The sequence below is a fragment of the Pseudomonas sp. S1_E05 genome (assembly GCF_056337105.1).
This window is the reverse complement of record NZ_JBFRHM010000001.1, coordinates 3,918,056-3,937,945: the sequence shown is the minus strand read 5'-3', so window position 1 is coordinate 3,937,945 and position 19,890 is coordinate 3,918,056. Positions and strand designations below refer to the sequence as shown.

General features: G+C 59.1%; 18 protein-coding genes and 1 other RNA gene. 6 read left to right on the top strand and 13 right to left on the bottom strand.

The genetic code is table 11. The features are described from left to right. From AB4N33_RS18280 to AB4N33_RS18230, 11 genes are all read right to left on the bottom strand, one after another. Positions 1-645: an OmpA/MotB family protein gene (locus AB4N33_RS18280; RefSeq protein ID WP_476457925.1), complete on the bottom strand. Its 645-nt coding sequence runs from the start codon at positions 643-645 to the stop codon at positions 1-3. 12 nt (positions 646-657) lie between these two features. Further along, the gene (locus AB4N33_RS18275) at positions 658-2,760 is read right to left on the bottom strand and encodes a hypothetical protein (RefSeq protein WP_476457924.1); all 2,103 of its coding nucleotides are present in this window, start codon (positions 2,758-2,760) and stop codon (positions 658-660) included. Next, positions 2,757-4,028, bottom strand: coding sequence for a hypothetical protein (locus AB4N33_RS18270; protein ID WP_476457923.1), 1,272 nt, complete (start codon positions 4,026-4,028; stop codon positions 2,757-2,759). Before AB4N33_RS18270 ends, AB4N33_RS18275 begins: the two co-directional genes overlap by 4 nt. A 21-nt stretch (positions 4,029-4,049) precedes the next feature. Further along, complete coding sequence (locus tag AB4N33_RS18265) at positions 4,050-4,994, bottom strand: ATP-binding protein (protein WP_476457922.1); 945 nt, start codon at positions 4,992-4,994, stop codon at positions 4,050-4,052. 568 nt (positions 4,995-5,562) lie between these two features. Further along, positions 5,563-5,956, bottom strand: a transfer-messenger RNA (tmRNA) gene (gene ssrA / locus AB4N33_RS18260). 97 nt (positions 5,957-6,053) lie between these two features. Continuing rightward, positions 6,054-6,338, bottom strand: a complete 285-nt coding sequence (locus AB4N33_RS18255) for a hypothetical protein (RefSeq protein WP_476457921.1) — start codon at positions 6,336-6,338, stop codon at positions 6,054-6,056. Between the two features lie 129 nt (positions 6,339-6,467). Then, positions 6,468-9,278: an FAD-binding and (Fe-S)-binding domain-containing protein gene (locus tag AB4N33_RS18250; RefSeq protein ID WP_476457920.1), complete on the bottom strand. Its 2,811-nt coding sequence runs from the start codon at positions 9,276-9,278 to the stop codon at positions 6,468-6,470. Next, positions 9,275-9,946: a LutC/YkgG family protein gene (locus tag AB4N33_RS18245; RefSeq protein WP_476457919.1), complete on the bottom strand. Its 672-nt coding sequence runs from the start codon at positions 9,944-9,946 to the stop codon at positions 9,275-9,277. Before AB4N33_RS18245 ends, AB4N33_RS18250 begins: the two co-directional genes overlap by 4 nt. After that, on the bottom strand, positions 9,946-11,400 hold the full coding sequence (locus tag AB4N33_RS18240) for a LutB/LldF family L-lactate oxidation iron-sulfur protein (protein WP_476457918.1): 1,455 nt from the start codon (positions 11,398-11,400) through the stop codon (positions 9,946-9,948). The genes AB4N33_RS18245 and AB4N33_RS18240 overlap by 1 nt, the downstream gene beginning before the upstream one ends. Beyond that, complete coding sequence (locus AB4N33_RS18235; RefSeq protein WP_460118282.1) at positions 11,397-12,221, bottom strand: (Fe-S)-binding protein; 825 nt, start codon at positions 12,219-12,221, stop codon at positions 11,397-11,399. Before AB4N33_RS18235 ends, AB4N33_RS18240 begins: the two co-directional genes overlap by 4 nt. Positions 12,222-12,363: 142 nt before the next feature. Beyond that, positions 12,364-14,058, bottom strand: a complete 1,695-nt coding sequence (locus AB4N33_RS18230; protein ID WP_476457917.1) for a lactate permease LctP family transporter — start codon at positions 14,056-14,058, stop codon at positions 12,364-12,366. A 261-nt stretch (positions 14,059-14,319) separates the two neighbouring features. On the opposite strand from AB4N33_RS18230, the gene AB4N33_RS18225 reads away from it, so the two are divergent. Beyond that, entirely contained in the window at positions 14,320-15,087 is a 768-nt protein-coding gene (locus AB4N33_RS18225) for a GntR family transcriptional regulator (RefSeq protein WP_460140313.1), read from the top strand. Between the two features lie 116 nt (positions 15,088-15,203). On the opposite strand, the gene smpB is transcribed toward AB4N33_RS18225, so the two are convergent. Then, positions 15,204-15,686, bottom strand: coding sequence for an SsrA-binding protein SmpB (smpB, locus tag AB4N33_RS18220; protein ID WP_460118276.1), 483 nt, complete (start codon positions 15,684-15,686; stop codon positions 15,204-15,206). A gap of 118 nt (positions 15,687-15,804) precedes the next feature. On the opposite strand from smpB, the gene AB4N33_RS18215 reads away from it, so the two are divergent. The 4 genes from AB4N33_RS18215 (at position 15,805) to AB4N33_RS18200 (ending at position 18,598) form a co-directional block, all read left to right on the top strand. After that, on the top strand, positions 15,805-17,208 hold the full coding sequence (locus AB4N33_RS18215; protein ID WP_476457916.1) for a sodium-dependent transporter: 1,404 nt from the start codon (positions 15,805-15,807) through the stop codon (positions 17,206-17,208). A 7-nt stretch (positions 17,209-17,215) separates the two neighbouring features. Continuing rightward, positions 17,216-17,650, top strand: a complete 435-nt coding sequence (locus AB4N33_RS18210) for a type II toxin-antitoxin system RatA family toxin (RefSeq protein ID WP_460118272.1) — start codon at positions 17,216-17,218, stop codon at positions 17,648-17,650. 2 nt (positions 17,651-17,652) lie between these two features. Beyond that, positions 17,653-17,955, top strand: a complete 303-nt coding sequence (locus tag AB4N33_RS18205) for an RnfH family protein (protein ID WP_476457915.1) — start codon at positions 17,653-17,655, stop codon at positions 17,953-17,955. A 232-nt stretch (positions 17,956-18,187) separates the two neighbouring features. After that, entirely contained in the window at positions 18,188-18,598 is a 411-nt protein-coding gene (locus AB4N33_RS18200; RefSeq protein ID WP_476457914.1) for a hypothetical protein, read from the top strand. A 244-nt stretch (positions 18,599-18,842) separates the two neighbouring features. Here the strand turns inward: AB4N33_RS18200 and AB4N33_RS18195 are convergent, their stop codons facing one another. Beyond that, a complete protein-coding gene (locus AB4N33_RS18195; RefSeq protein WP_460118266.1) occupies positions 18,843-19,370 on the bottom strand; it encodes an outer membrane protein assembly factor BamE in 528 nt (175 codons plus the stop codon). Between the two features lie 97 nt (positions 19,371-19,467). On the opposite strand from AB4N33_RS18195, the gene fur reads away from it, so the two are divergent. Beyond that, positions 19,468-19,872: a ferric iron uptake transcriptional regulator gene (gene fur, locus AB4N33_RS18190; RefSeq protein WP_110966279.1), complete on the top strand. Its 405-nt coding sequence runs from the start codon at positions 19,468-19,470 to the stop codon at positions 19,870-19,872. Positions 19,873-19,890: the final 18 nt, after the last annotated feature.

The window sequence follows — 19,890 nt, the reverse complement described above, 5'->3', positions numbered from 1 at the left end:
CTAGCGATCTTCCTGTATCACCCAACGCACTTCGATGCGCCGTTGCTGGGCGTCCTCAGGGGCGATACCGATGATAGGTTGCGAGTCGCCATAACCGGCCACCACGACGCGTTTGGCACTGGAGGTGTCAAGGTCACCGACGATCAACTTGCGGGCTTCCCGTGCGCGAGCTGCGGAAAGTGTGAAGTTGTCATCGTACACGGTGCAAAACGCTTCGAAGTTGGTGACAGGGCGAGACACCGGCAGGTTGTCGGTATGCCCTTCGACATACACTTTGCCGCTGTTGAACGTGGTCAGAAAGTCGGCGATACGCGCCTCAATGCTGGCGAATGCCTGTTTGGCCTGATCGGTGACACAGGCGCTGCCACGGCCGAAAATGCCGTCGCGCAGCGTGATCTTCTGGGCGTTCACATCCAGCACCACCAATCCGGCACTCTCACTGCTCTCGAGCGACGTCTTGAGCTCGCTGAGGATGGCGCCGACCTTTTCGCGCTGTGAGGTGCTGCTTTTTTCCATCTCCTGTTTGTGCTTGAGATCGGAGTAGGTTTTCTGCAGCACCGACATCACCAACAGCAGCATGACCACGGCCATAACCCCGGCCATCAGGTCGGCGATAGAGACCCATTCATTTGGTTTGTCTTTCATGATGGGCTACCTTCACGCCTCCTCGGCAGTGAGACTGAATCGCTCGAGACGGGTGTCGACCTTTTCAAGTCGCTCGATGATTCGCTCCAGTGGGCCCTGCAATTGGCCGATGGCATTCAACTGGCGCTCGTCCGCGGCTGCAGACTTGAGCTCAAGCAGGTGCTCGTCCAGACGCTGCATGCTGTGCCCGATCATCTCGACTCTGCCGGCGACTGCATCCATGACCGGTTGCAACGGACTGGCGTGCTGCAGCTGTTTCAGTTCAGTGACCAGCTCTTCGATAGCCACCGCGCTGCGGGCGGCTTTCTCGGTGACGTCCTTGAATTGAGAGTCGACGGACACCATGCGTCGTCCGCTTTCCGAAACCGCCTGGAGCCCCGAGACGATGCGCTCACGCAGATCCTCGACCAGTCCTGTCATGGTTCCGATGTTCATGTTCAGGTTTTCACTGGTCGCGAGGAATTCGATCTGGGCGTTTTTCTGGATCGCCATCGAGTCGTCATTGGACTTCTGCATCTTGTTCATCGTCTCGCTGACGCTGGCCGACAGATTGGTAACTGCCGTGGAAATGCCGTCGGTGGCGTTAGCCATGGTCGTGGACATGTTGGCCATGTTGTCCGTGAAACTGTTGCCCATCTGGTCGATGGTGGTACCCAAGTCGTGTTTGATGCTGCCCAGCACATCGGCCACGCCGTCCTTGAAACCACCGATGACCGACTGCAGCTCACCCGCCGACTGGCCGACGTCGCTAGCGGCGCTGGCCATCTGTGTGGCGGCCTCGGATATCGCACCCAGGTTGCTGATATCGGCTGCGACTCGCTCGAGGCTGTCTTGGGCCGCTTGCGTGGCCTTGAGCTGTTGCTGCTGGCCCTCATTGCTTTGCAGCAGGGTCGCGGCCGAATCGCGCAGCGTGTCGAGTACCTGTTCATTGCCGGCCTTGAGGGCCTGCACTTCAGGTATCAATGCTTGCTGCAACGCTTGAACGGCGGAATGCGCCGCGTCCAGAGAGACGCCATGTTGTTGCAGGTTGCCGACGGCTTCCAACAGTGCGTCGCGGGCCTGGGCATTGCTGGTGTTAAGGGTCTGCACCTCGGGTATCAGAGACTGTTGCAGCGCTTGAATGGCGGAGTGGGTCTGGTCGAGAGTGACGCCATGCTGCTGCAGGTTGCCGACGGTATCCAGCAGCGCGTCTCGGGCCTGGGCATTGCTGGCGTTAAGGGTCTGCACCTCAGGTACCAGAGCCTGTTGCAGCGCTTGAATGGCGGAGTGGGTCTGGCCGAGTGTGACGCCATGCTGTTGCAGGTTTCCGACGGCTTCCAGCAGTGCATCGCGAGTTTGCACCTGGCTGGCGTTCATGGCGCGAAGCTCTGGAATCATTGCTTGTTGCAGATCCTGAACGGCCTTATGGGTAGCCACGAGGGTAACGCTGGCATGTTTGTTCAGTTTGCACTGGGTGTCGAGTAAGGCCTGGCTGGCTTCCCCTTGGCTGACCAGGGTCTGGTCGATTCTGCCCAAGGCTTCTATCAGGGCGTGCTGGGTGTGCTGACGTTCCTCAAACTGCGCCCGGCGGCTGAAATCGAAGGCGGCTTTCATCTTGCCGACACACCAGCGCAGGCGTCGCTCTTCGTAGCCGTTACTGGCGGACCAGGCCTTGAGCAGCAGGAAGGCCATGATACCCCAGGTGGACGTTTTGAATTTGGTCCCCAGACCTTCCATCATGCCCATCAGGTTCACCATGGCGTTGTCCATGCCGCCGCCAGCGTTGGCTTCGAGCAGAATGGTCGACGCCTTATTCAGGGCGATACCCAGGCCTAGAAAAGTGCCCAGTAACCCCAGGATCAGCAGGATGCCCGGCATGATGTCAGCGAGTTTTTCACCAGTGCTGGCTACGGCCGCACTGATTTCGTTGACCGAGCCATGTTCGACATCCAGGTCCTCCGTGCTGTTTTCGCTCGGGCTATTGCCGTTCCATTTTTTTTCCCAGGACGCAGGCGTTGCGCCGCGCCAAACGCTAATGAGCGTAGCCGCGATCAGGATCAGGAACAGGCCACCAAAAAACAGCTGGATCGGGTCGTTCCCCGGTACAAGAAACGCAAAAATTTCTTCCGGCTTCACGCGACCACCTCGACCAATCTGGCCGCTCGGGCTCGGCTGGCTTCTTCGAAGATGTTAGCGAAGTCGATGATGAGGAATTGCTCGGATTCGCTGAGCTCCTCCCATTGTTTACCGTGTTGGGCACACTCGATGATGATCATGCCTGCCGCACTGCTGTCATTGAGCAAATATTCTTTGTCGGCGAAGTCTTCGGGATTTTTTTCCAGCATTTGCAGGAAGCCTTCCGCGGCAAAGACATAGCTGCGCATTTCATTGGTGCGCTTGCGCTTGCTGTCCATGCGGGCCTTGAGAGCCGGGACTTTGGCTTGCAGATCAGCCAGCATGGCGGCTTCTTCAGTGTCCAGCTCGGAAAGACGCTGGCCGATTTCCAGGCGGCGCAAAAGTACCTGATCCTTGGCGATGGTTTCGCTCTCGGCTTTCCATTCCTTTTCCATGGTTTCCAGGTTGCAGCCCCAGGCCATGATCATTTCTTCGAAAACGAAAGGAATCAGCTTCTGCTGGAAGCGTGCGTAAATGACGTCATCGAGGCGCTGAGTGTCGGCATCGCTGATAGCCGGTACCTTCTTCAGCAGCTCGGCACCGATCTCCATCAGGAACAGATCATCGGTGTTGATGGCATGGATGTCCTGAGCTTGCATCAGGCGCTTCTCGGTGTCCTTGAGCAATTTCTGCGAAGCACGCAGGCGCAGATAATGCTCGAAGTCTTCGATATTGTTGTTCTCCATTACATGGGTAATGCGAGTGTTGAGCTGAGCATAACTGGTGATCAGACTGGCCAGGTCGATGGCCTTGGCGGCATCGCCTCGCACTTCGCTGCGCGCTTCGCGAAGGGTTTCTTCGTGTTGTTCGGCAGTAGCCATTTCCTCTTCATTAAGGTTGATGTCATGCAGGTCTTTGGCTCTCTGAATGACCCAGTGGATGGCGTCGTCGAGTTTCTTCGCCATTGCCGTCTTATCCCATGCCAATAAGGCATCCAGGGCCTTGTCGAAGGCCGTGATTGCGCCGCTGACCCAAGGAAAGGCGGGCAGAGCCATGGCTGTCCATTGAGCTGCTACCTTGAGTGCCGGCTGTACCACCTTGGCGATGAAGGGTTTGACTTTCTGCCAGACACTTTTCACCGTTCCTACGAAGGTTTCAGCTTTCTCCGCCATCCAGCCGATTGCTTTACCGGCGACTTCCTTGGTTTTTTCCCAGGCCGCCGAGGCCACACTGGCCACCGACGAAACTACACGGGTTGCGCCATCCCAGACATCTGACCAAAATCCCATAATGCTTTCCTTGTAATGAATTTATTGGAGGCCAAGCAGGTTTTTGGCGCGTGCCACGTCCTGCTCGCTGTGTGTTCTGGTGGAGGGTGGCGTAGACACCTGCTGGTGGCAGGACGCCACCTCGTCGATGGCGGCATGCAGATGTTCAAGGTCCAGGCGCGGGGCCAGGCCATGCTGCTCGGCGGCCAGAAACGACTTGGGCAGCGCCAAGCGCATGCAAGTACGGATCTCCCGACCGGACAGGCCTTCAGAACGTAGGCTGGCGCTTTCGATCATTGCTTGGCGTGGTGCGGCCAGCGGAATCTGCTCCACCAGAAATCGCTCCCATAGCTGTTGCCGGGCGCCCAAGTCAGGTAGACAGAACTCGACGTGGTAGCCGATACGGCTACGAAAGGCTTCGTCGTAGTTTTTGGCGAAGTTGGTGGCAAACACGACGATGCCCTCAAAGCGCTCCAGCTCGATCAGCAGGGTCGACCGCATGGCATTGACTTCGTTGTCCACCCCTTGCGTGACTGACGACAGGCGCTTGCCCAGCAGCGTGTCGGCCTCGTCGAAGAACAGCAGTGCGCCGGTTTCTCGAGCCTGTTCGAACGTGGCCTGAATGTTTTTGGCGGTATCGCCCATGAACTTACTTTCCAGCTCCGCGATACCCAGGGCCATGAATGGCAGGCCCAGTTGACCGGCGAGAGCTTCGGCGCACAGGGTCTTACCGGTGCCAGGTGGGCCGTAGAAGTTCAAGATAGCGGTCATGCCCATAGGGTCTACGGCGGCAAAGCCCCAGTCTTGGTAAATCTTCGTGTGAAAGCGCAAGCGTGCCAGGCACTCGTCCAACTGCAGCCGGGTGCGCGCAGAGAGCACCACATCCCGGCTGAGATTGAAACGTGGTTCGCGCAATGGTGTTTTCGGCGCAGGGGGGGTCGCCTCCATCAGGCGCCGATGGGCGCTGGAGGGGAGAGTCTCAGTCATAGGGGAGGCCTGAATGAACGGGGGAGGGGAACTGCGGGCAAATAGTGCCCGTTCTGCTCAGCACCGACAGGAGTGCGTGAGCAACAGGTGAAGCAATGCGGAAAGCCAGGGTAGCGGATCCTTCGCTTTGACATGTGACTGCCTTGTCCTGCGGCCTTAGGAGATGATGTCAATTTGGAAGCGAGCCTACTACGAGGAGTGGCTATTTGCTACTTTTCGTTGGTCGTTTGCCTAAGGTCAGGCGCTGAGCCACCGTTGGCGATCTATTCGGTCTCTTTTGACTCGCAACTGCAGGCCACCCCATCGCTTAGGGCGTGGTCCATGACTGGAAATTTAGTGGCCTTGATTCGGCGGTCACAGACTCGATTGGTATGGGCACATATACTCGAGCCTCGTTGCCGTCTCTGCAATTCTCAAAGCTGGTGCCTTGAGGACTGGGAATACCATTTGGAATGCGCAAATGGCTGGAACTCAAAAAAACCGCCGCGGAGGCCATTAGCGCCTAAGCCCTTGATTCACTGAATTCAGGCACAAAAAAAGACGCCCTAAGGCGTCTTTTTTTCAATGTTGGTGGAGCCGGGGGGATTTGAACCCCCGTCCGCCAGTACTCCGCTGTCGGTACTACATGCGTAGCCGTGTCTATTAAGTTAACCCTCAGCGACCCGACGGGCAGGGTGCTTTGGGCGAGTTGTGTAAGTTTTAGCCGCTTCGTCCACAACGTACTGCACGGCGATTCTGTTCTATATGACAATCACTTTGGGTTTACAGACATCCCCTGATGATTGCTGGACCCGAAGGTACCAGAAGGGAAGAGCTAAGGCTGCTTACGCAGCGAGAGCGTATTCCCCGTAGGTTTCGTCATTGGCAACTATAAGAAGTTGCAACAGTGGATTTACGAGTTCTGTTACCAACTCGGCATGCACCTAAAGTTTCGCAACCGGCGTCGAATCCTAAACGGCCCCGAACCCGTTGCTGCGTGAATCATGTGAGCAACAGGCCTGTGCAGTGTACGCCAACGCGACCGAGAAGGCCAACCCGAAGGTTGGCCTTGGGCGGTTGTCAGTTTTTACCGTCCTTGTTTGCGTTCTTGATTTCCTGGATGGTCTGGGTGGTTTCGGCGATGCATTTCTCGGTGCCTTCCTTGGTGCCCATGGCCTGGTGGGCCTTGGCTTGCTGGACGCTGGCATCGACGCGGGCCTGTTGGTCCGGGGTCTGGATCTGGGCCTTGGCGTTGGCGATGGTTTGGAGATTCACATCGCAGAGGTCGTCGGTGCTGGCCGCAAACGAGGTGGACGCCATCATGGAAGCTGTAACGAACAGACCTAACAGTACAGAACGTTTCATGTGTATCTCCTTGAACTGAGGGCCCAGGCTTTGGCCGGCCTTCAGGACGGGTGCCGGGTTTGGGTATGGCCCGGCATTGGCCGGGCTTACTCAGTGGACTACGGCGCGTCGTCAGGGTTCTATTTTTCTTCAGAGGGCCCTCGCGCGGGTGACGCGGTCCACGAGGTAGACCAGCCCGTGGTAGTCGATGCCGCCGTGTTGGCTCAGGCCGATTTCGCAGGTGCGGCTGGTGGAGACGCCTTCACTGCAGGTCTGCACCGAGTCCTTGAGGCTGCGCAGCGAGTGGGCGTTCAGCTCCGGGGTGGTGAAGCCCTTGTCGCCGGCGAAACCACAGCAGTGGATGCCTTCGGGGATCACCACGTTTTTGCTGCACTTGCGCGCCAGGTCGATCAGCGCCTGGCTTTCGCCCAAGTGCTGGGTGCTGCAGGTGACGTGCACCGCAATTGGCGCTTCCTGGGGCATGAATTCCAGGCGGTCCATCAAATGCGTACGGATGAAGCGCACCGGGTCGTACAGGTCCAGGCGCACATCGCCCAGGTCCTGCACCAGGCGCAGGGTGCAGGGGCTGGTGTCGCAGTAGATCGGGTCGAGGCCGCCGCGGCTGGCATGCAGCAGTGCGCCGAGCATTTCCTGGCGTTTGTGTTCGGCCTGTTCGGCGTAGCCCTTGGAAGCGAAGGGCTGGCCGCAGCAGAGGCTGTCGAGGTTGTCGGGAAGGACGACCTGGTAGCCGGCTTTTTCCAGCAGGCCGCGGGTCTTTTCGTACAGCGAGGATTGCTCTTTGTCACCGGATGCCGGGCCCATGACCCGCGAAACGCAAGCCGCCAGGTACACCACGCGTGGGCGGGCGTCGGTCACGCTCGGGCTGAAGCGGATGGCTCTTTCCGGCTGTGGCATGGCGTTGGTCCACAACGGCACTTGGCCCTTGGAGACCTTGGTCAGGGTCGCCGACAGTCTGGCCAGGCGCGGTGCGCCGAGTAGCATGCGTGCGCCGTTGGCCACGTGCAGGGTGAAACGGGCGCCTTGCAGGGCCGTGGCGAAATTGCCTTCAAGCCAGTTGGCGGTTTTCGTATGGGTGGCGCTGCGGCCGCGCAGTTTTTTCACCAGGTCGCCGGTGTTGATACCCACTGGGCAACGCTGGGCGCACAGGCCGGTGGCGGCGCAGGTTTCCAGGCCGTGGTATTCGTAGGCGGCTTCCAGATCGCGGGTGTCGACGCCGGCGCGTTTTTTCGCCTGGATGTCGCGCCAGATGACGATGCGCTGGCGCGGGCTCAGGGTCAGGCCTTTGGAGGGACAGACCGGTTCGCAGAAGCCGCACTCGATGCACTTGTCGACGATCTCGTCGGCGGCCGGCAGCGGTTTGAGGTGCTTGAGGTGGATCTGCGGGTCTTCGCTGAGCACCACGTCCGGGTTGAGGATGCCGTTGGGGTCGAGCAGGCGCTTGAGCTGCCACATCAACTGGTAGGCATCGCTGCCCCATTCCAGTTCGACGAAGGGCGCCATGTTGCGGCCGGTGCCGTGCTCGGCTTTCAGCGAGCCGCCGAATTCCACCGCGACCAGTTGCGCGACGTCATCCATGAACGCCTGGTAGCGTGCGACTTCTTCCGGGTTGTTGAAGCCCTGGGTGAAGACGAAGTGCAGATTGCCTTCCAGGGCGTGTCCGAACAGGATGGCTTCGTCGTAATGATGTTTGTCGAACAACTCGATCAGACGGTTCACGCCAATCGCCAGTTGTTCCACCGGGAAGGTCACGTCTTCGATGATCACCGTGGTGCCGGTTTTGCGCACGGCGCCGACGGCGGGGAAGGTGTCTTTGCGGATGGCCCAGAGGCGGGCGTTTTCCATCGGGTTCTCGGTGAAGTCGACTTGCTTCTCCACCGGGAAGGCCGCCAGCGACGCCATGATTTGCGCCAATTGTTCGTGCAGCAACGTGGAAGACGCGGCGCGGGATTCGATCAGCAGGGCGCAGGCGTTATCCGACAGGTGCTGTACGAAATCCGGCATGCCGGGTTTGTTCTGCACCGAACGGAGGCTGCGGCGGTCGAGCAGTTCCACCGCTGACACCGGTTGGCTCTTCAGCACGCTGACGGCGTTGCAGCAGGTTTCGACGTCGGGGAACACGATCAGCGCCGACGCCTTGTTCGGGTGGTCGACCACGGTGTCGTAGGTGACAGCGCTGATGAAACCCAGCGTTCCCTCGGAGCCCACCAGCAGGTGGCTCAAGATATCCACAGGCTCGTCGAAATCCACCAGGGCGTTGAGCGACAAGCCGGTGGTATTTTTCAGACGATATTTGTGGCGAATTTTCGCAGCCAGTTCGGCATTGGCGCGTGTCTCGCGACCCAGCTCAGCCATGCGCTCGAGCAGCGCGCCGTGGCTCTGGCGGAAGGCGGCGACGCTGGCGACGTCTTCGGTGTCGAGACGGCTGCCGTCGGCCAGCACCAGGCGCAGGCCGGCCAGGGTGTGGTAGGTGTTCTGTGCGGTGCCGCAGCACATGCCGCTGGCGTTGTTGGCAACGATGCCGCCGATCTTGCAGGCGTTGATCGAGGCGGGGTCGGGGCCGATCTTGCGCCCGAACGGCGCCAGCCACGCGTTGGCCTGCGCGCCGATCACGCCCGGTTGCAGGCGGATCTGCGTACCCTGGCCGCGGATCTCGCGACCGTTCCAGTTATCCCCCAGCACGATCAGCACCGAGCCACTGATGGCTTGGCCAGACAAGCTGGTGCCGGCGGCGCGGAAGGTCACGGGGACTTGATCGCGCTGTGCCAGCTCGAGCAGGGCGACCACTTCGTCCTCGGACTCGACGCGGATCACCAGCTTGGGAATCAGCCGATAGAAACTGGCGTCGGTGCCGAAGGCCAAGGTCGACAGCGGATCGTCGAAACGTCGCTCTTGGGGGATCAGTTGCTGCGCATCTCGCAGGAAAGCGGCCGGTAGACTCATTGGTCCTCCAGAATTAAAACCACCAGGTCCTTGGGGCCGTGGGCGCCGTAGGCCAGCACTTGTTCGATGTCGGCGGTCTTCGACGGGCCGGACACCAGCAGCGCATTGGTCGGCATGCCAAGTGCCCAGTTGAATTCCTGCTGCACCTGATAGAAGTTGTCGCGGATTTCACTGGCCTTGAGCAAGGCAAAATGCACCGTTGGCGCGAGGCTCATCAGGCGCGGTTCTTCCCGCGTCGGCCAAAGGATCAGACTGCCGGTAGCGGCAATGGCGCCGAGGGTGCCGGTCAGGCTGGCCGGAGTGTCGTTGAACAACTCGGCTTTCCATTCTTCAACCGGGCGGTCGTAGGCTTTGAGCGTTGGTAACTCAGGATTGTTCGCCCAGTGTTGAGTGATCTGTTGGCCGTGGAGGGTGCTCGGCGCGATCAGCAGGCTCGGTAATTGGCGATCGGTCAATAATTGCCCGAGCAGGGCGGGCCAACCGGCACGGGTTGTCAGGTGGATTTCGGTGTGCACCGCTTCCATCAGTTTCCGCAGTTGCGGGATGCGTTGTTCGACCGTGTAGGTGTAGGGCGCCGTCACCAGTTCGACATCGAAATTGTCAGGCACCGGTGTCGTGCCTGTCAGGCTTGTGCGCAATTTGCCGAGGATATTTTGCTTGGCGCTCATCAGCGGTCTCCCTGTTTGCCCAGGTGTTCACGGGCCATGTCATGCAGTGAGCGGGCAGCGGGTTTTGGCGCGCTGTGGTTTTGCGTCCAGGGGCCGACGTTGCTCGGGGTCAGCGCACGCAGGCGCGTGGCGAAGAAGCCGAACAGACGATACAGGGTCGGCGAGCTGTTGAGCCGCGCCCAGGCGTTCCAGATGAAACGTTCCTTGCGCGAAAACTTGCTGCCCTGGCCACGCATGACCTGGTCGGGACTGTCCGGTGCCTTGACGTTTTCTTCGCGCAGGCGACGCAGCAGCGACGGGATCGGGATCTTCACCGGGCATACTTCACCGCAGGCGCCGCACAGCGACGAGGCGCTCGGGTGGTTCGGCACCTTCGCCAGGCCGACCATGTGCGGGGTGATGATTTTGCCGATCGGGCCGGGGTACACCTCGCCATAGGCATGGCCGCCGATGCGGGTGTAGACCGGGCAATGGTTCATGCAGGCGCCGCAGCGGATGCAGTTGAGCGACTGGCGCAACTCGCTGTCGGCAAACGCCTGGCTGCGACCGTTGTCCAGCAGCACCAGGTGCACTTCCTGCGGGCCGTCGAGTTCATGCTCCTTGCGTGGGCCGGAGATCATGTTGACGTAGGTGGTGATCGGGATGCCCAGGGCAGAGCGGGTCAGCAGCGACAGCAGCGGCACCACGTCGCGCAGGTTTTCCACGACTTTCTCGATGCCGGTGACAGCGATGTGCACCGGCGGCACGGTGGTGGTCATGCGCCCGTTGCCTTCGTTTTCCACCAGCAGCAGGGTGCCGGTTTCGGCGACGGCGAAGTTGACACCCGAGACGCCGATGTCCGCTTCGAAGAATTTCTGCCGCAAGACCTTGCGACCGATCTGAATGAGTTGGTCAACGTCCTTGGTGTATTCCACGCCAAGTTTGTCGTGGAACAAGGACGCGACCTGACCGGCATTCTTGTGGATCGCCGGCATAATGATGTGTGAAGGCTTCTCGTGGTCGAGCTGGACGATGTATTCCCCCATGTCCGACTCCAGGCATTCAATGCCTTGAGCTTCGAGGACATGGTTCATTTCCATCTCTTCGCTGACCATCGATTTGCCCTTGATCACTTGCCGCCCCTCGTGAGCGCGGATGATCGACAGGACGATGTCATTGGCTTCGTCCACCGTTTCCGCCCAGTGCACTGTCACACCGTTGCGGGTCAGGTTTTGTTCAAGCTGCTCGAGCAGGTCGGGCAGCTTGGATAACGCACGGGCGCGGACGGCATTGCCCAGCGCTCGCAAATGTTCTCTTTCGTGGGCATCGCCGAAGGCGGTTGCCCGTTTGGACATCAGTGAATCCATCGCCTTGCGAAAGTTGTTTCGCAATTGCTGGTCACCCAATGCCTTGTGCGCACGGGTGTGGAAATCTTCTTCTACGGCGACCGTAGGAATAATCGTGGAAGCGTTCATTGAGCGCCTCCGGTGCGTTGCCAGAGGAAGCTGGCCAGATGCTGACCGCGCAACGCTTCCTGCTGTTTTTCCAATGAGCCGTTGATGTTCATCAGGCAACCGCAATCGGCACTGATCACCTGATGCGCGCCGGACTCCTTCAACGAGCGGGTCTTGTCAGCCACCATTGCCCCGGAAATATCTGGCATACGGACGCTGAAAGTCCCACCGAAGCCACAGCATTCGCTTTCACGGCTGTGCTCCACCCGTTCCACGTTGCCCAGTTGCGCCAACAGCTCGCGACCGTGCAGGTGGGTGTTCATCTCGCGACGGGCCGAGCACGATGTGTGCAGGGCCACTTTGACCGGGGCGCCGCTGTCCTTGAGCTGCACCTTGCAGACAAACAGCAGGAACTCGGCCAACTCATACGTCCGGGCCGCCAGGGCCTGGACCTGTTGCAACGTCTGCGGCTCGTCCTTGAACAAGTCGGCGTAGTGCTCGCGGATCATGCCCGCGCAGGACCCCGACGGCACCACCACCGGATAATCCCCGGCAAACAGTGCCAGTTGCGCGCGCGCCACGGTCCGCGCCTGCTCGGTGTAACCCGAGGTGTAGGCCGGCTGTCCGCAGCAGCTTTGCCCTTGCGGGTACTCGACACGAATGCCTTCGCGCTCCAGCAGGTGGATCGCGTCCATCCCGGCTTCCGGGTAGAACAAATCCACCACACAGGTCCCGAACAGGTAGACCCGGGACGGTTTTTCGCCGGGGTACTGTCGAGGCTCGGGCAGGGGCGGGGCGACGCGGGTCGCATTCGGCACGGCGTTGTAAAAAAGCTCGCTCATCAGGCGTTGTCTCCGGGTGGTCCCGGTTATCCGTCCGCTGAGGCTGCTCAATATAGAGCGTATTGCTTTCAGCAGCCTTACGGACCGGGTTGTGAATAACTGACGCCGCAGTGGGGCGCGGCGTCGGTTCTTGCGCAGGGGATCAGTGCACCAGCATGCCGGTGAACCAGTAGGCTTGAGCCAGGGTGATCAGGCCGACGATGGTGGCGAAGAACAGGCTGTGTTTGAGGGTGAAGCGGAACAGGTCCGATTCCTTGCCCACCAGGCCGGTTGCGGCGCACGCCACGGCGATCGATTGTGGCGAGATCATCTTGCCGGTCACGCCGCCGCTGGTGTTGGCCGCTACCAGCAGGGTGTCGTTGACGCCAATCTGGTGTGCGGTGGTGGCTTGCAGCGAACTGAACAGGGCGTTCGACGAAGTATCGGAACCGGTCAGGAACACGCCCAGCCAGCCCAGGAACGGCGAGAAGAACGGGAAGGCCGCACCCGTGCCAGCCAATACCAGGGCCATGGTCGACGACATGCCCGAGTAGTTGGTGACGAAGGCAAAGGCCAGCACCATGCCGATGGACAGGATCGGCCAGCGCAGTTCGTAGAGGGTCTCTTTAAAAGTGGTAAGACCAGTTTTGATATTGATCTTCAACACCAGCATCGAGATCAGCGCCGAGAAGAAAATCGCGGTGCCGGTCGCGGAAATCGGGTCCAACTTGAACACCGCTGGAATGGCGGTTGGTGCTGCCACGATCGGTGCGGTCTTGATTACCAGCTGATCGAGGTGCGGAATCGCAAAGTTGAACACCCAGCTGTACATCGAACCGCCAGCAGCGAACATGGCCTTGAACGGTTTCAGGGTCCAGATGGTGACCAGCACGGTGAGGATCAGGAACGGCGACCAGGCCTTGAAGATTTCACCCAGGCTGTAAGGCGATGCCGTGGTAGTGCGCGGCTGGCCGAAACCACCGGCACTGGCGGTGACCACCGAGGCGGACACAGCACCGGCGACATGTTGCCCGGCGGCGCGTTTTGGCTGCCAGACTTTCAGGAACAGGGTCAGGGAAATCAGGCTGGCCAGGGCCGAGGTGATGTCCGGCAGTTCCGGACCGATGAAGTTGGAGGTGAAATATTGGGTAACGGCAAAGCTCAAGCCAGCCACCAACGCTGCCGGCCAGGTTTCACGGACGCCGCGCAGGCCATCCATCATGAACACCAGCCAGAACGGCACGAACAACGACAGCAGCGGCAGTTGGCGACCGGTCATGGCGCCGATCTTGAACGCGTCGATACCGGTGACCTGGCCGGCCACGATGATCGGGATCCCCAAGGCGCCAAAGGCTACAGGCGCGGTGTTGGCGATCAGGCACAGGCCGGCGGCGTACAGCGGGTTGAAGCCCAGGCCTACCAGCAGGGCGGCGGTAATCGCTACCGGCGCGCCGAAACCGGCGGCGCCTTCAAGAAATGCACCGAAGCAGAAGCCGATCAGCAGCACTTGCAGGCGCTGGTCGTCGGTGATCGACAGGACCGAGCTGCGAATGACCTCGAACTGACCGCTCTTGACCGTCAGCTTGTAGAGGAAAACTGCTGCCACGATGATCCACGCGATCGGCCACAAGCCATAGGCGAAGCCGTAACCGGCGGCGGCGAAGGCCATGTCGACCGGCATCTGGAACGCGAAGATGGCAACCAGGATGGACAAGGCCAGCGTGATGCTGCCCGCCACATGGCCTTTGAGGCGGAACACCGCCAATGCCAGGAAGAAGAACACAATGGGAATAACGGCCGCGAGCGCGGATAGGCCGAGGCTGCCGAGCGGGCTATAGAGCTGTTGCCAGGTTTGCATATGGGGTGGCCCCTAGTTGTTGTTGGTAGGCACTGGTCAGCGTTCTTGGTTAATTGGTAATACCAATTTACAATCGCTGTTCGCTAGGGTAAAAGCCTTGTTGGTGGTGTGTCAATTTGCAGCACTTAAACTTTTGTCGAATAAGGGCTGCGTCGCGTGCGTGATCTGCTCGAACAAATGTCGTCTGGTGCGTGCTGGCTCGGCGTCGATAGGCCAGAATAGAGAGCCCGGCGAGCGGTCGGGACCGTGGAGAATTGAGTTATGGGCTTTGATCAGATTCGTCAGCGCCGTTTGTCTGACGATATTGTCGAGCGGCTTGAGGGGATGATCCTCGAAGGTACCTTGAAGGCGGGCGAGCGCTTGCCGGCCGAGCGTGCCTTGGCCGAGCAGTTCGGCGTGTCACGCCCCTCATTGCGCGAAGCGATTCAGAAGCTGGCGGCCAAGGGGCTGCTGGTCAGTCGCCAGGGTGGCGGCAACTATGTGGTGGAATCATTGGGCACCACATTCAGCGATCCGCTGCTGCATCTGTTGGAAAGCAACCCCGAGGCTCAGCGTGATCTGCTGGAGTTTCGCCACACGCTGGAGGCGTCCTGCGCCTACTACGCTGCGTTGCGGGCCACGGATGTCGACCGCGAGCGACTGAGCACGGCGTTCAATGAGTTGCAGGATTGCTACTCGCGTCACGATGAAGTGAGCCGGGCGGAAGAGGGCGCGGCGGATGCGAAATTCCACCTGGCGATCGCCGAGGCCAGTCACAACGCGGTGTTGCTGCACACCATTCGCGGGTTGTTCGATTTGCTCAAGCGCAACGTGGTGACCAACATTGGTGGCATGTACAAACAGCGCACGGAAACCCGCGACATGCTGATCACCCAGCATCGGGAGTTGTACATGGCGATTATCGAAGGCAGGGCGGAGCAGGCGCGGGAAGTGTCCAGCCGGCACATTCTGTATGTGCAGGAAGTGCTGGAGGAAGTGCGTCAGGAAGTGCAGCGGGTGGCGCGGGCGGAGCGGCGCAAAGGGATGTAGGCGGGGATTTTGTGGTGGGTGTGCGATTGCTATCGCGAGCAAGCTCGCTCCTACAGGTTTTTTGATATCCCTGTAGGAGCGAGCTTGCTCGCGATGGGGCCATCAGAACGAGCGAATTACTCTTCCTTGCCCTTGTTGCGCACCGCACGCTGCAACTCGCGACCGGCGTCGCGCTCGCGTTCGGTATCACGCTTGTCGTATTCCTTCTTGCCCTTGCCCAGTGCGATCTCGCACTTGACCATGTGCTTGCTCCAGTACCAGGACAGGCACACGCAGGCGTAACCCTTCTGCTGCACGGCAGCGGAGAGCTTGTCGATCTCGCGCCGATTGAGCAGCAGCTTGCGGGTGCGGGTCGGGTCGGCAATCACGTGGGTGCTGGCGGTGGTCAGCGGCGTGATGTGGCTGCCGAGCAACCAGGCTTCGCCGTCCTTGAGCAGGACATAACTGTCCACCAGCTGCAGCTTGCTTGCCCGCAGACTTTTTACTTCCCAGCCGGCCAGGACCAGACCAGCCTCGAACTTGTGTTCGATGAAGTAATCGTGCCGCGCCTTTTTATTCTGCGCGATGGTCCCTGTTGGGTGTTTCTTCTGTTTAGCCATAGGGGCGGCATTATAGGCAGTTGCAAGCGAGTCGGCTACGGTGAAGCTGTGTGCTTGAGCAGGTTGATTGAATCCCGGACAATGCGCGCTCTTTTTTCAATGCTTGGACGTGGTAACGATGTCGACAGACAAGGTTTCTGTCCACGGCAGTTGGGCTAGCCGCTGGGTTTTCATACTGGCCGCGACCGGTTCGGCCGTGGGCCTTGGGAGCATCTGGAAGTTCCCATACATGGTGGGGGTCTTCGGTGGCGGTGCTTTCGTGCTGATATTCCTGGCCTGTATCGCGCTGATCGGTGTGCCGGTGATGCTCGCGGAAACGCTGATCGGCCGTCGCGCCCGCCAGAGTCCGGCCAATGCCCTGAAAGTGTTGGCGCTGGAGGCCGGGCATTCGGTAAAGTGGTCCTGGGGCGCGTTCGCCGGAATGATCACGGCCCTGTTGATTTTGTCTTTCTACAGCGTTGTCGGCGGCTGGTCGCTGGATTACATCATCGACATGGGGCGCGGCGATTTCCAGGGTGTCACGCCTGACCAGGTTGGCGCGTATTTCGGTCATGTGATCGCCGATCCCTGGCGCCTGACACTTTGGCACACGATTTTTATGGTGCTATCGGCCCTCGTGATCGCCAAAGGCGTCGTCGCCGGGCTCGAACGCAGTTTGCGCATCATGATGCCGCTGTTGTTTGTGATGATCCTGGTGCTGCTGGGCTACAGCATGACCACCGGCCATTTCATGGATGGCCTGCATTTCATGTTCGACTTCCACCCGGAAAAGGTCCTCGATGGCTTGCTGCCAGCGATGGGGCATGCGTTCTTTTCGCTGAGCGTCGGTGTTGGCTCGATCATGATCTACGGCGCTTACATGCCGAAGGACGCATCCATTTCCGGGACGGTGGTCGGTGTCGCGTTGCTCGATACCTTTGTGTCCCTGGTGGCCGGTCTTGCTTTGTTTCCTATTGTGTTCGCCGCCGGGATGAACCCGAGTGAAGGCCCTGGGCTGATGTTCGTCAGCCTGCCATTTGCCTTCGGGAACGTAGCATTTGGCCAACTGATGGGCGTAGTGTTCTTCGTGCTGGTAGCGATTGCCGCCTGGAGTTCGGCGATTTCGTTGCTGGAGCCGATGGTGGCTTACCTGGTTGAACGCACCAGAATCCGCCGCGCTTGGGTAACCTTCTGGCTGGCGTTCACGTGCTGGTTCGTTGGCCTGGGCACGGTGTTTTCGTTCAACATCTGGAAGCAGGCCAAGTTCTTCGTGAACGAAGGCGGGATGTTTCACCTCTACCAATGGGGTGCCGCCGGCGGTCTGGATTTCTTCGGTGTGATCGATTTTTTCACCTCGCGGATCATGTTGCCACTCGGTGGTTTGTGTTTCGTGTTGTTTGCGGGCTGGGTGATGGGGCGTGAAGCGGTGCGCGACGAATTGTCGATCCGCAGCCCCGGGTTGTTCGCCTTGACCCTGTTTTTGATGCGCTATGTGGCGCCCATCGGCATTCTCGTAGTGTTTGCCGCCCAGCTGTGGAAGTGACGCTGACATGACGACACACATTCAACGTTCGGCGCTGCTGCCGTATCCGGCACAAGCGCTGTATGACTTGGTCAATGACGTAGCGAGTTACCCGCAATTCCTGCCGTGGTGCTCGTCGGCCGAAGTCCTGGAAAGCTCCCCCGAGTTCATGCGCGCAAGCGTCGGGGTGGCCAAGGGCGGGCTCAGTCAGCACTTCGTGACGCGCAATACGCTGGTGCCGGGGCAGTCGATCGAGATGAACCTCGAAGAAGGCCCCTTTACCCAATTGCACGGCATTTGGGTGTTCAAGGCGCTGACCGACAAGGCCTGCAAGATCAGCCTGGATCTGTCGTTCGATTACGCCGGGCCAATCGTTCGCGCCACGCTGGGACCGCTGTTCAATCAGGCTGCCAACACCCTGGTCGATGCGTTCTGCCAGCGCGCCAAGCAGATACATGGTTGATCATGATTGAAATCGAGGTGGTCTACGCGGCCGTAGACCGTCAGGCGCTCCTGACGCTGACGGTGCCGGTCGGTACGAGCGTGCGGGCAGCCTTGCTCGGGTCAGCCGTGGCTCGGGAGTTTCCGGAGCTGGATCTGGTCAATTGTCCTGTGGGAATCTTCGGCAAGGTTGTAGCCGACCCAGAGCGCCGGTCTGTTCAGGCAGGAGATCGTATCGAGATTTACCGACCACTGCTGGCCGATCCGAAAGAGGTGCGCCGACTGCGCGCGGTAAAAGCTGCCGAGGCTAAGGCCCGGAATCAGTGAGTGGCTTGAGCGCCAGGCAATAAAACCCGTCAGCAATGAGCAGGCGTCAGTCTCGGACTGCAGGTGCACTTTGTAGGATTTTTATTGGGCATCTGTAAGGGAAGTTTGATTCTTAGAGCGAATTTTCAATTCGTTCCCATCGCAGTTGAATGCTTGGTTCTGAATAACCTAAGGTCAAATCTCGCCCTTGTTGAATGCAGGGTGCAGATAATTTGTTTAGGGATAAATACAAATGAAATTGACCAAGTTTTTGAAGTGTATAAGTTTATGTTCGGTGATAGGCACGGTTTCCGTTATTACGCCTGCCAGTGCAACTTCCAATGTTTTGACCGCCACGATCAGCGCTGAGGGTAAGGTGCTGACTCAGACGCCCGAATGGATCTCCACGGTCGAGCAGAGCTCGCAACCTGACTATCTTGCGAATTACAAGGTTGGCTTCAAACCGGGCGTCTTCACGGTCGCTCCACGGTTCTGCTCGGTTTCCTTGATCGATACCCGTTCCAGCGATGATCTACTGCATGGACAGGCCAGGCTGGGGGCTGCTCCGAAACAGGAGTACGTGACTGTCATTACCCATTTGCTCGGATTGAAGGGGCCTTCCGGTGATTCTTCCCAGGACTTTATGTTGATGTGTGTTAATTAAGTCCAAGTCATCCATACTCACTCGGGCTTTTGCCAACTTGACTGAATCAGTTTGGTTGGCTTTGTCGTAACTGAGTGAGGGGCGCAACAGTTTGCGATAACCAGAAAGGAAAAGCTGATTGTTGGCGCCACACAAGAATCCGATACCAGCGATTGGGTATCGGATTGTTCGCGACGCTTGCAATGACTCGAATACTTGAGTCAGAGGCATTTAATCTTGAAGCGGCTTTTTACCTCGTCACAAATTATTGCGGCGAGGTGTCCAGCGGTTCTGGCGTCGGGACTGGAACGGTTTCTACACCGTCGACGTCCTTCTGGATCTGATCGAGCAACGAACCTGGCTTGACCGGTTTTTCCGGTTTTGGCTTCTCGGCATTTTCGGCAGGGGCAGTCACGCTGTTGCCGCTGTCCTTGCCCAGAATGGCTTCATCTCGGCTCACGCCTGGCATGAAGTCACCGGAGAGGCTGACAAGTTGATCATTTGGGTTGAAGATAACGCTAATGCGTTCCTGTTGGCGTTCACCGCCACCCGGTTGCAGGCTGTACAGATAATCCCAGCGATCGGCATGGAACGTGTCGGCCAGCAGGGGGTTGCCCATGATAAACCGTACTTGCCGTCGGGTCATTCCGGGGCGTAACTGGTCTATCATGTCCTGCGTGACGACATTGCCCTGCTGGATGTCGATTTTGTAAACCCCGGGGAATGAACAACCGGCGAGTGCGAGCAGTCCCACAAAGGTGAAACTGGTTAGCAAGAGCTTGGTGTTTTGCATCGGTGGGCGACTTCCACTATCTTGGCTGGGACAACGTAAACGCCGATCATACCCGCATTAAGAGAAGCTGCGAAGCAGCATCGCGAGAAAGCTGACCATGGTTGAAAATAGCGAACTACGCAAAGCCGGCCTCAAAGTGACCCTGCCACGGGTCAAGATTCTGCAAATGCTCGACTCCGCCGAGCAACGCCACATGAGTGCCGAAGATGTTTACAAGGCGCTGATGGAGGCTGGCGAGGACGTCGGTCTGGCCACGGTTTACCGTGTTCTGACCCAGTTCGAGGCAGCAGGCCTTGTGGTGCGGCACAACTTCGACGGGGGCCATGCGGTCTTCGAGCTGGACGATGGCAAGCATCACGACCATATGGTCAACGTCGAAACCAGTGAAGTGATCGAGTTCTTCGATCAGGAAATCGAAAACCTGCAGAAAGCAATCGTCGAGAAGTATGGCTTCGAAATGGTTGATCACAATCTGGTGCTGTACGTGCGCAAGAAAAAGTAAGCATGTCGCGTGAACTGC